This is a genomic window from Alphaproteobacteria bacterium SS10 (genome assembly GCA_019192455.1).
In the GTDB taxonomy this organism is placed as follows: Bacteria; Pseudomonadota; Alphaproteobacteria; order TMED2; family TMED2; genus TMED2.
Genome location: JAHCML010000002.1, coordinates 60,018 through 71,445 on the forward strand (window position 1 = coordinate 60,018; position 11,428 = coordinate 71,445).

The 11,428-nt window shown below is 57.0% G+C and carries 12 protein-coding genes; 7 read left to right on the plus strand and 5 right to left on the minus strand.

The window, feature by feature from the left end:
* Positions 1 to 5: 5 nt before the first annotated feature.
* The gene (locus tag KI792_00400) at positions 6 to 2,759 is read right to left on the minus strand and encodes a response regulator (protein ID MBV6631469.1); all 2,754 of its coding nucleotides are present in this window, start codon (positions 2,757 to 2,759) and stop codon (positions 6 to 8) included.
* Between the two features lie 275 nt (positions 2,760 to 3,034).
* Between KI792_00400 and KI792_00405 the strand changes: the two genes are divergently transcribed.
* Positions 3,035 to 3,520 carry a glycine zipper 2TM domain-containing protein gene (locus KI792_00405; GenBank protein MBV6631470.1) on the plus strand — a complete coding sequence of 162 codons (486 nt, stop codon included), beginning with the start codon at positions 3,035 to 3,037 and terminating at the stop codon, positions 3,518 to 3,520.
* A 37-nt stretch (positions 3,521 to 3,557) separates the two neighbouring features.
* Here the strand turns inward: KI792_00405 and KI792_00410 are convergent, their stop codons facing one another.
* From KI792_00410 to KI792_00420, 3 genes are read right to left on the minus strand one after another with little or no spacing between them, the layout of a single operon-like run.
* Complete coding sequence (locus KI792_00410; GenBank protein ID MBV6631471.1) at positions 3,558 to 3,701, minus strand: DUF2256 domain-containing protein; 144 nt, start codon at positions 3,699 to 3,701, stop codon at positions 3,558 to 3,560.
* Between the two features lie 42 nt (positions 3,702 to 3,743).
* Entirely contained in the window at positions 3,744 to 5,315 is a 1,572-nt protein-coding gene (locus KI792_00415) for a deoxyribodipyrimidine photo-lyase (GenBank protein MBV6631472.1), read from the minus strand.
* Positions 5,316 to 5,373: 58 nt separating this feature from the next.
* A complete protein-coding gene (locus KI792_00420; GenBank protein ID MBV6631473.1) occupies positions 5,374 to 6,204 on the minus strand; it encodes a metallophosphoesterase in 831 nt (276 codons plus the stop codon).
* A gap of 76 nt (positions 6,205 to 6,280) precedes the next feature.
* On the opposite strand from KI792_00420, the gene KI792_00425 reads away from it, so the two are divergent.
* A complete protein-coding gene (locus KI792_00425) occupies positions 6,281 to 6,850 on the plus strand; it encodes a hypothetical protein (protein ID MBV6631474.1) in 570 nt (189 codons plus the stop codon).
* Between the two features lie 9 nt (positions 6,851 to 6,859).
* Here KI792_00425 and KI792_00430 read toward each other — a convergent pair whose 3' ends face one another.
* Positions 6,860 to 7,375, minus strand: a complete 516-nt coding sequence (locus tag KI792_00430; GenBank protein ID MBV6631475.1) for an adenine phosphoribosyltransferase — start codon at positions 7,373 to 7,375, stop codon at positions 6,860 to 6,862.
* A gap of 350 nt (positions 7,376 to 7,725) precedes the next feature.
* Between KI792_00430 and KI792_00435 the strand changes: the two genes are divergently transcribed.
* From KI792_00435 to KI792_00455, 5 genes are all read left to right on the plus strand, one after another.
* Positions 7,726 to 8,661: an ABC transporter permease gene (locus KI792_00435; protein ID MBV6631476.1), complete on the plus strand. Its 936-nt coding sequence runs from the start codon at positions 7,726 to 7,728 to the stop codon at positions 8,659 to 8,661.
* Positions 8,658 to 9,455 (plus strand): ABC transporter ATP-binding protein, encoded by a 798-nt coding sequence (locus KI792_00440; protein MBV6631477.1) that lies wholly within the window; start codon positions 8,658 to 8,660, stop codon positions 9,453 to 9,455. Before KI792_00435 ends, KI792_00440 begins: the two co-directional genes overlap by 4 nt.
* A 33-nt stretch (positions 9,456 to 9,488) precedes the next feature.
* On the plus strand, positions 9,489 to 10,463 hold the full coding sequence (locus KI792_00445) for an MCE family protein (GenBank protein MBV6631478.1): 975 nt from the start codon (positions 9,489 to 9,491) through the stop codon (positions 10,461 to 10,463).
* Positions 10,464 to 10,467: 4 nt separating this feature from the next.
* Positions 10,468 to 11,109, plus strand: a complete 642-nt coding sequence (locus KI792_00450) for a membrane integrity-associated transporter subunit PqiC (protein MBV6631479.1) — start codon at positions 10,468 to 10,470, stop codon at positions 11,107 to 11,109.
* Positions 11,110 to 11,215: 106 nt separating this feature from the next.
* A partial coding sequence (locus KI792_00455) for a hypothetical protein (protein MBV6631480.1) occupies positions 11,216 to 11,428 on the plus strand: 213 nt, incomplete at its 3' end.

Genomic DNA, 11,428 nt, shown 5'->3' on the forward strand with positions numbered 1-11,428 from the left:
ACCACCTAGGCTGGCATTGAGATGGCGTTTCCGTGGTCTGGCCGCTGTGCCGCCTGATGCACCATGCTGCGCAGCAAGGTGCCGCTCTCCTCTGACACCTCACGCAACTCAACCAGCGTCGTTGTTAGGCTGTCATGGTCGATCTCGTCCGGCTTTTTATCTCGGGTTGCGGTTTCGATGCGGCGGCACTGCTCACTGATTGCAACAGCGCCGATCTGGGCCGCTGATGATTTAAACGGGTGCACTAGCTTTGCCATCGCCTGGAAGTTCTCACCCTCATAGGCAAAGGCCAGGGTTTGCAGCATTGCGCTCAACCGGTCGACGAAGTCGGTAATGACCTCGGCGTGTTTCGGGCCGAGGATGTCGGCGCAATCTTCGTAGATTTGTTGGTCGATCAGCCTTGATTGGTCTTTCAGGTCCGTTTTCGCCACCAACGTTTCCTGCGCTGGTTCGGCTCCTGCGTCTTCCTCTGGCTCGCTCCACCAACGGCGGATCATGGCTGCAATGTCCCGTGGCTGGGCCGGCTTGGACAGATAATCATCCATACCGGCGGCAAGGCATCGTTCCCTGTCACCCTTCATGGCGTTAGCGGTCAGCGCGATAATGGGGGTCTTGGTCAGAACTTCGCTGTCCATCATCTCTCGAAGCTTCTGTGTTGCCTCATAGCCATCAAGCTCTGGCATCTGACAATCCATAAAAATGATGTCGAGTGGCATTGAGGTGGCAATTTCGATTGCCTCGACACCGTTACCCGCGACCGTCACCCGGGCGCCCCAGCGCTCAAGCACATGCACGAATATCTGGGCGTTAATTGGGTTGTCTTCGGCCAGTAAGACCTGCAGCCCAGTAAGCGGTGCGGGCTCATCATGGCGGTTGGTTTTCTCAGACTGGCTATTACGAGTGTAGGTGTTGGTGGCGGTCCAGAACACACCATCATTCTGTCCTTGGATCAGATGTGCCGCGCCGCGAACCAGATTGCTTGGCCGGATTGGTCGCTCAATGGCGCCACCGAAATGGCATTCTCGAAGTCTTCCGATCCGGTTGTGAATCGGATCCTCGGCGATTAGCAGGATAGGCGGAATATTTGAGCCGAAGCTCTCTTCCAGCTTCCCATAGATTTCAAAGGCGCTGCTAAAGCTCAGGCGTTCATCAACGATGATTAAGTCCCACCGGCTCTCCTTGTGTCGGTGGCGCTTGGCAATCTGGGGAAGGTCAATAAGGTCTTCCATCGTGATGCTCTGGGCGCCTAAGCCCTCGACCATCTTCGCAATTGCGGTGGCACTCTCCGGTGGGTCATCGATGATAAGGATATTCCGGTCGACCAGCGCGCCTTGGGATTGGCTGCGCAGGACCTGGCCGATGGTTTGCCCGTCTGGGTGATGCCCAATAAAGCTCATGCAGAAGGTGGAGCCTCCACTGGCCGGTAGCTCGCCGAGCGCAAGGTCGCCGCCCAACAGCTTGGTTAGCTGGCGGCTAATTGTTAGGCCTAGGCCGGTGCCGCCAAATCGCCGGGTAGTTGAGCTGTCGGCCTGGCTGAACTTGTCGAAAATGATCTCGCGTTTCTCAGGCGCGATGCCAACGCCACTGTCTTGGACGGTGACGTTGATTTTAACGTCATCATTGTCCACCTGACCGGCACGCTCGACGCGCAGGAGGACATGCCCCTCATCAGTGAATTTGATCGCGTTGCTCATCAGGTTCAGCAGGACTTGCCGAACTCGACCGGGGTCACTTTCGATCATCATGGGGAGGTTTGGATCGATATCAACGATCAGCTCGACGCCCTTCTTCGTTGCGCCATCCTGAACCATACTGACCAGTTCAAGGACCAGGTTTTTGAGATTGAATGACAGGGCCTCAATCTCTAATCGGCCAGCCTCAATCTTTGAGAGGTCCAGGATGTCGTTGATCAGGTTCAGCAGCGTGTCCGCTGACTTGGCCAGCATGTCGACATGGTTGCGCTGATGATGGTTCAACATGGTGTCGAGCAGCAGGTTGGTCATGCCGACGATGCCGTTCAGTGGGGTTCGGATTTCATGGCTCATGGTGGCGAGGAATTCGCTCTTGAGGCGGTTTGCGGCCTCTGCCGCTTCCTTGGCGCTCTCAAGCTCTGATCGGATTTCCTTCTGCGCGCCGATATCCCGGGCAAAGGCGGCAAAGTTGGTTGCCTTGCCAGAGCTGTCGAGCAGCGGGAAAACCTCAACATCCATCCAGAGTTGCTGGTTGTCCCTGCGGTAGAACACCATCTCAGTTCGGTAGGTTTCGCCCATGCTGAGCGCATCGCGTAGGTGCATGCATTCTTCAGCATCCATCCCTTGCTCGGTGAATAGTGGGATCGGCTGATTGCGCAGTTCATCCTCGCTATAGCCGGACATGGATTGATAGGCCCGGTTGGTTAGCAGGATGCGCGGGCCAATCGGGTCATCCAGATCGGTTGAGGTGATCACAACCGCATCGCTGGTGTTGTGCAGGATGCTCTCAATCAGGCGCATCCGTGTTTTTTCATCGAGGGCATTTTTGGAGCCTGCAGCCTCACTGTCGGCGTCTGCACTCTTAAGATTTGCCATGCCAATCGCCATGATCAGCAAAAGGCTCGCGACCAACGCCCCCTTGATGACCTTGCTATTCGCCTGGATTACTTCAGGCATCTCAAAACCGGTTTGCCAGGCGATGCCGAGGCCAAACTTCGCACCGAGCAAAAGGCCAATTAGCGCCGCGAGCGCCATAAATCCGACCGCCAGAAGTGATTTGCGTGACATGGGTGTGCACTCATCATGTTTCCTGCTTGGTAGCCATGATGCCGCGCTATCCTTGCCAAACGCTTACTTGGCTAATGCGTGGATTAATCTGTTGTGTCCCTCGATCTGCAGGGCTCGTCACACAATCGTGGGCCTAATGTGAGTGCCGGACGCGTTTACTTGCCTTGGTTTTGTCAATTTGCGGACTTATCTAAAGCACCATCAGGGGACTTAAGCGGGCGCCCCCAATTGATTAACTGGGCCTGATAGGAACCCATCTCAGAGGAATTTGATTGATGAAGACCAGACGTTCTCTCCCCGTGATTGCCGGGATGGTTGCAATCACCATCGGTCTTGCGGCCTGTAACGCCACTAATGCTGGCGAGAAGCAGACTTTTGGCACGCTTCTTGGCGCTGGCCTTGGCGGCCTCGCCGGTGCGCAGATCGGCAGCGGTAGCGGTCAGCTCGCGGCAACGGCCGCTGGTGTGCTGTTGGGTGGCTTCCTGGGTAATGAGATTGGTGCGTCGCTGGATCGTGCCGATAAGGCCTATATGCAGCAAACCGCCGCGAAAACGCTTGAGACGGCACCGACCGGTACCAGCGTTCCGTGGAACAATCCCGATAGCGGCAACTCAGGGACCGTTACAGTTGATCGCACCTTTGAGCGCGATAGCGGCCAATATTGCCGGGAGTATCGCCACACCGTCGAGATTGGTGGCCAGACTGAAATCATGACCGGTACGGCTTGCCGCCAGCCTGATGGCACCTGGGCCGACGCCTAAGCCATTAAACCAGATACTTAGATGAAGCGGCCCCGGTTCAACCGGGGCCGTTTGTCGTTCGGCGACAGCGCTCTGAGCAATAGATCACCTGTTCCCAGACATCGGCCCATTTCTTGCGCCAGGTAAATGGACGGTTGCAGGCCGGGCAGACCTTCTCAGGTAGGTCGCCCTTTTTCCGCATGCCGCCAGTTTTGTTCTTTCCCTTTGCCATCACTCAGATCCGTTAAAGCAGCTCTGCCTGGGCGTCATCTTTTCGGGCACGACGTCGGCTTGTTTCGGCGCCGCGATGCTTGATGCCTGATTTTCGGCTGCCATGCTGGTCTTGTATGCCATCAGCGGTGTCGCGATAGGATCTGCCTTTCCGCACGCCCCAGATCGCTTGCCTGGCCTCCCTGGCCGCCTGTTCATGATCAACCAGCTGGTCTGGATAGCTTTGGCCCAAATCAACACCAGCACCATGGAGGGTCATAGGGTCGGCCCGCCAGGGTTCGTGAATATCTCGTCCGGTAAGCCCCGCCAATTCGGGCACCCAGCGCCTAACAAACGCGCCATCCGGGTCTTGGTCATGGCCTTGCTTCACCGGATTGTAGATGCGCGGTGTATTGATGCCGGTTGTGCCGGACTGCATTTGTGATTGGGCGTAATGAATCCCCGGCTCGAAATCAGTGAATTGCCGCGCGAGGAACAACGACGGCTCCCGCCAATGAAGCCAAAGGTGATAGCTGGAGAATGCCATCAGCATCGCCCGCATGCGGAAGTTGATCCAGCCATGGGCGGCGAGCGCACGAAGGCAGGCATCAACAAAGGGGAACCCGGTTTCGCCGCGTTGATAGGCCTCGAAAAAGCCTTGGCTAAAGCTGCCTTCACGTAGGCCGTCATAGGCTGGGTGAAGGTTTTGAAACTCCAATCGTGGCTCGCTCTCAAGCTTCTGCATGAAGTGGCAGTGCCAATGAAGCCGTGCAACAAAGCTGTTCATGGCGCTGGGCCATTTACCCTTCGTCCCCTTATCCATGGCTTTGAGCTGATCCTGCCGATCCCAGGCTGCCTGCGCTGCCTCCCGGATGGATAGGGTGCCAAAGGCAAAATGGGGGGAGAGCCGAGAGCACGCATCATAGGCCGTCACCGGGCTCGACATCTCTTTCTGGTAATCCTCGCCACGTTCAAACAGAAAGCTGTTCAAGGTGGTCTCAGCCTCAACGCGCCCACCGGTCTGCCTGTTGGGGCAGGGATCGTCGACCAGTTCTAGTTGTTTGGCCGTTGGGCACTCACCTAGATCCACGCCATCCAGTGGCGACAACAACGGAGGTTGAGTTTGAGGTGTCCGCATCATTTGTTCCCAACGCTTGGCCCAGCCATTGCGGTTGGAGAGTGTGCGGAACACGCCATGCTGCAGGGGTTGATGCCATTCGACGCCATGGTCCAGGCACCAATCAGCAACCTGGATGTCGCGTTTGAAGGTCCAGCCGTTGCCGGTTTCCTGGTGCGACCACAACCCTGTGATCTCATGGGCTTTGGCAAAGCTGTTCAGCACGCTCAGAACGTCACCCACTCGAATGATCAGTGGTTGTCCTAGCTTGGCTAAATCAGCCCTTAGGTCGCTTAAGCACTCTGAGAGAAAGGCAAACTGGCGGCCGGAGTAATCAGGCTGCGACCACAGCTCAGGCTCTACAACATAGAGGGGCAGTACCGATGCATCCGTGCTTTTCGCTGCGACGGCTGCCTCGGTTAGCGCAGCGTTATCAGCCACGCGCAGATCACGCTTGAACCAGACGATATGTAGGCGAGGCTTTGACATCTGCGGTGGTGCGACACGAATGGGTTAAGCACCAACCTAGTGTGACGCGCCGGAAAGGCTATGCAGCTTNCGGTTTGGGGCCTAGCCAGATTGTCTCAACCGCCAGCGCGGCATCGCCACCAGCCCCGGTCAGTTTGAGGTGCTGCAGCCCTGGGGTTGGCCACTTGTCCTGCCCCTTAATGTCGCCGCCAAGCTTAGGGTGCTGAAACTGCCCGGCTGTTGCAGGGGCCACGTGGTACTGCGCGCCATTCCATTGCCAGGCGATCTCACGGTGGTAGTGCCCGGCGAACAAGCCCTTCAAGCCCGTGCATTTCGCCAGCACATTGGTGAGCAGGTCATCATTGCCAAATGGCATGTCCATTTCAGGGTCTTCGTGGCAACCGAAGGGTGGGTGGTGGGTGAAGACGAGCGTTGGTTTATCGGGATCGGCGTCAAAGATCTCTTCTAGCCAATCAATGGTTAGGTCAGAGATTGAGCCCTCAATCTGTGCCGGTTCAACCGTGTCCAGCAGTAGTAGGCGCCAATCACCGATCAGAACTTGATGGGACATATCTGGCGCCGACTGATCTTCCCGAAATTTGTCCAGGAAGTCGGCGAACAGGTCATGGCGGTCATGGTTGCCCGGAATGGCGAGCAGGGGGGCCTTAACCTGCTCAAGCACCGGCATCGCTGCGTGATACATGGCCTGTGCCACTGCATCGTCTTCCATATCGGCGGCATCGGCCAGATCACCACCCAGAACAACAGCGTCGAGCGGTTGCTCATTCAGCCAATCCACTGACTTCTGAAGGTTGGCAACGCTATCGATCCCTTGCCAAATCGGGGCACCATCTGCCGCGATGTGGGCGTCGGTGATAAAGCCAATGTTGATTTGCGCTGGTCCTGTCATCGTTTCATCACCATGTCATCGGCGTTGGGTTGAACTCACATTGCCGGCCATCCTGGGCCCGGATAGTAGCCAGATCATGACGAAAGCAAGCATTGGTGCGCGGCGGCGATATCGTCAGCGCGGTATCGGTATTCGGTTGATCGCCGTGGGTATTGCAGCATTGGGCGGCCTTGTCACCGTTCTCGTGATGCTTTTCTCAAGTGATCCAATTGCCGCCTGTGTTGAGGATGGCAGTGGCTCGCCGCCCAGCCCTGCTGAATTCGCCGTCGCCCTCGCTGATTGCGTCCAGCCTGCCGTTGCAGCCTCCGAAACGCCGGGTGAGGCTGCCGAGGCTGTCTATGCCTTCCTTGAGGCGATTGAGGGCGTTGAGCATTTTGGCCCGCTGGTCATCAATAATTGGCGCAATACCCCCGATGCCCTGAAAAGCCGGGCGTTTACCGCCACCATGTCCCGCGTTGTTCCCTATCTGCGTGGGGAGATAGAGACGACCGTCCATGGCACTGGAGAGGACGAGAGAGGCGTGTTTGTCCACGTAAGCTACAAGGCTGCTGGCCCGGGCAATCGGGGCACAACCCTACGCATCTATATTGAGCCTGGGCCCTATGCCTACCGCATCACCGGTGTTCAATTTGCCCCGGTTGGTTAGGGCACAAGCCTAATCGTCGTATTTGATTAGGGTGACAGCCGGTACTTGCAGCTTGTCCCGGCCGTTGAGGAAGGTCAGCTCAATGATACAGCCGGCCGCCGCCACCTCTGCGCCGATCTTTTGCAGTAGCTGAATTGAGGCCGCCATGGTGCCGCCGGTGGCCAGCAGGTCATCCAGTACGACAACCTTTTGCCCTGGTTGGACCGCGTCCTTTTGGATCTCTAGCGTATCGGTGCCGTATTCCAGATCGTAATCAAAGGCGATGACGTCACCCGGCAGTTTGCCTGGCTTACGCACCATCACGAAACCACAGCCAAGCTTCAACGCTAGCGGGGCCGCAACCAGGAACCCGCGGGATTCAATGCCCACCAGCACGTCTGGTTTGTAGTGACCGATCTGCGTCGCCAGCGTGTCAATGGTGTGCTGCCAAGCCCCGGCATGGGCCAGCAGGGTCGAAATGTCGTAGAAAAGGATGCCCGGCTTGGGGAAGTCCGGGATGCCGCGAATATGCTGCTTCAGGTCCATGGCGTTGTGTTGAGGGTCGGCGAGGCAGAAAGCGGCGCCATCCTATGGCCAAGTGTGGCAGGGGCCAAGCGCTCACTGATCCAGATTGAAAACAGCCGGTTAGGCTTTGCTAAAACTCCATGTCTTCAACCAGCAATACAGCCAGTTCGAATGCCAGGCCAATAGAATGGCGGCTGGATGGTGCGGGGCGTCAGCTAACGCTGTCCGGCGATTGGTTGCTGGCACAAGGGCCCGAGATTGAGCGTGTCATCAAGGTAATCAGATCGAAGCTGTCCGGCGTTTCAGATGGCCAGGTGACGTTTGAGATGGCCGGTGTTGATAGCCTGGATACCTTCGGCGCAACCGCCCTTATGCAGCTACGCAATGATCTGGTCGGGCAGAAGGTCGATGTAACCTTCGCCGCGATCCCGGCGCGTTTGAAAGAGCTACTCGACCGGGTTCTGGCGGTCGCGGACCAGATTGAACCATGCCCGCCCGAAGGCAGCTCGATTGTGAACATGCTGGCCCGTCTTGGGCGTGGCGCAAAGCATGTGATGGATGAGGGGCGGGACCTACTCGGTTTTCTCGGCTTGATCCTAGGGGTGCTGGGTCGAACCTTGCTCGACCCAAGGCGCTTACGCTTAAAGGCCCTGGTCAATCAGATGGAGACCACGGGCATCAACGCGCTGCCTATCGTTGGGTTGCTATCGTTGCTGATCGGGATGGTGCTCGCCTATCTGTCTGCAATTCAGCTGCAGAACTTTGGCGCTGAGATCCTGGTGGTCGATATTGTTGGTCTGGCGGTCTTGCGTGAGATTGGCATCTTGCTGGCCGCCATCATCTTAGCTGGTCGCTCTGGCTCAGCCTTCACAGCACAGATCGGCACCATGAAGGTAAATGAGGAGGTGGATGCCATGCGCACCATGGGCCTCGACGTTATTGAGGTTTTGGTGCTGCCCCGGATTTTGGGCCTCGTCATCACCCTGCCATTGGTTGGTTTCTATGCGGCGATGGCCGGACTGCTAGGTGGCGGTTTGGCTGGTTACTTCACGCTGGATATTGGGCCCGCCATCTTCCTTGAGCAGTTACGGTTGGCGGTTGGGTTCAATGACCTGCTGGTCACCCTGATTAAGGCGCCGGTCTTTGCCTTCACCATTGCCATGGTTGGTTGTTTCCAAGGGCTCCGCGTTTCTGGCAGTGCGCAAAGCGTGGGTGAGATGACGACGAAATCTGTCGTGGTCTCGATCTGCCTGGTGATCGTTCTGGATGCTTTGTTCTCCATCTTGTTCCAGGAGCTTGGGATATGAGTTCTGAGAAGAAAACTGAGGGTGAACTGGAAGCAATCATCCAGGTTCGCGGCGTCAGGACCCAGTTCGGCGCTCAAGTTATCCATGATGGGTTAGACCTCGATGTTTACCGCGGTGAGGTTCTGGGCGTGGTCGGTGGTTCTGGCACCGGTAAGTCGGTTCTGCTGCGCGAGATTATTGGCCTGCTTCGACCAGCGGCAGGTGAGATCAAGATGTTTGATCAATCCATGTGGGCACTGAAGCCGATGGATCGGCTGCCGCTACTTCGACGGTGTGGGGTGCTGTTTCAGGATGGTGCGCTGTTCTCCTCTATGACGGTGGCTGAGAATGTTGCGTTGCCAATGCAAGAGCGCGGCGACCTCTCCAAGAAGTTCATTGATGATACGGCACGGGTGAAGCTGCAGATGGTCGGCCTGCCAGCGAACGCGGCTGATAAGTACCCGTCAGAGCTTTCGGGCGGTATGCGCAAACGCGCTGGGCTTGCCCGTGCGCTCGCCCTCGATCCCGATATCGTCTTCCTGGATGAGCCGACAGCCGGCCTCGATCCGATTTCCGCCGCAGATTTTGACAAGCTAATCCGTGACTTACAGCAGGCCTTGGGGCTGACTGTCTTCATGGTGACTCATGATCTCGACAGCTTAATCGCAATTTGTGATCGCCTGGCGGTACTGATTGATAAGCGAATCGTGACCGGTACCATCACGGAAGTTCAGAAAGAGGGACACCCCTGGGTTAAGGAGTATTTCTCAGGTCCAAGGGGAAGAGCGGCCGGTGCTGAACAAGAGAAGGCCTGACGCAGCAATGCGCCAGCAAGGGGGCTAAGCAGCATGGAAAACCAATCGAATGATGTTCTGGTCGGCGGGTTCGTCGTGCTGTTTGTCGGGCTCGCCCTGACATTCATCGCCTGGCTGACCAATGCCGATTTGGAAGGCAATGCACAGCGCTATCGCGTCTATCTCGATCGCTCGGTCACTGGTTTGCAGGTTGGCAGCCCTGTTCGCCTGCTGGGGGTTCCGGTCGGCCAGGTAACAGAGGTTGGCATTGACCCCGAAACCCTAACCCGGGTGCGCGTTTACATTGAGGTGGATGCCGACACCCCAATCCGCACCGATAGTGAGGCGCGGCTGGATCAGCAGGGTCTGACGGGTGGCATCTTCGTTGAAGTATCACCGGGTACTAGTGATTCACCCCTGCTGCGGATCGCGAGCCAGGATGAGGTGCCGGAGATTACGGCCCGTGGCTCCCAGTTCAGTGAGCTTCTAGAGGCAGCACCGGAGTTGTTGAACAACCTGATTGGTCTGACCGAACGGGCCGCGATGGTCTTCTCCGATGACAATATCATTAGCTTGAGCAAGTCGATCCAAGAGATCGAGGTGATTTTGACCAGCATCGCCCAGGCAGGCGCCCGAATGGACCCGATGCTGACCAAGGTCGATGGCATTCTTGATCAAACCGCGACCACGCTTGAGACGTTCAATGAGCTTGGCGAGAACACAGGGCAGTCGATCTCCAATATTGAGACGGCAACCATCGAAGTTTTCGATAGTTTCACGACCACCAGCCAGGCGGTGTTTGATGCCTCCACCACCACCCAGTCGATGGTTGAGCGTGCCGACACGATCCTTGAGTCAAACTCAGACTCCCTCGGGGACTTCACGTCGAACGGTCTCTACGAGTTGACCTTCCTATTCCAGGAGCTTCGCGGTCTGGTGTCGAACCTCAGCTTGCTCGCTGAGCGAATTGAGCGGGCACCGACTGAGTTCCTATTCGGTACGACCGCCGACGGCGTTGAGTTGGAGTAAGATCATGAAATCCACCAAGCTTAATCGTCGGGCCTTATTAGGCGGTGTGGGCAGTGCCCTGCCGCTGGTTGCCGCTGGCTGTAGCTTGCCATTGCCTGGAGGCAAACAGCCTGATCTCTACACGCTGACACCGAAGAGCACCTATCAGCCTGGATTGCCCCAGGTTGATGCACAGTTGCTAGTTGAGGAGCCGGTGGCTGCCTCTGGCCTGAACACCGCACGTATTGTGCTGCGGCCTGATCCCTATCAGATCGAGTACTATGCCTCGGTCTCCTGGGCTGATCGCGCACCAAACATGGTTCAAACTCTGATGATTGAGAGTTTTGAGACCTCGCAGCGCATCGTTTCCGTCGGGCGGGAAACGACGGGTCTGCGGGCAGATTTCATCCTTAAGAGTGAACTGCGTGAATTCCAGGCCGAGTACTTCGACCGAGCCTTAGGCAGCCCGCCAGATGTTCGCGTGCGGATCAGTGGCACGCTGATCCAGATGCCGCAGCGGGTGATTGTCGACCGCCTTGCCTCAGAAGAGGTTGTCACGGCTGAAGGTGGCGGGCTTAAGGACATCATCCGGGCCTTTGATCAGGCGCTGGGCAGTGTGCTGGGCGACATGGTTGCGGGCACGCTTGAAATCATGGCGTCGGTTTAGGGGCCTCCGTCCAATCTTTCTGGTTAATCAGAGCTTTGCCGCCATGCCGATTTTGGTGGTACACTCTTCATGTGTGGGGATTTGATTTTTGCTGGGGCCATTTTCGATGAGCCAAATTCAACGCGCTAGGCCGTTGGTAGGGGTGCCAAGGTCTAAGTTTCGCGGGGTTTGGACGGCCATAGCAGTTGCGACGGCCTTCGTTTCACAAGCCTATCAATCATCAGACGCGTTGGCGCAGGATACTGCCGCCAAACCCGCTCTTACGACCATTGCTGTCGGTATTAGTGAGCCTGGTCATCTCGATCTGATCACCCGGTTA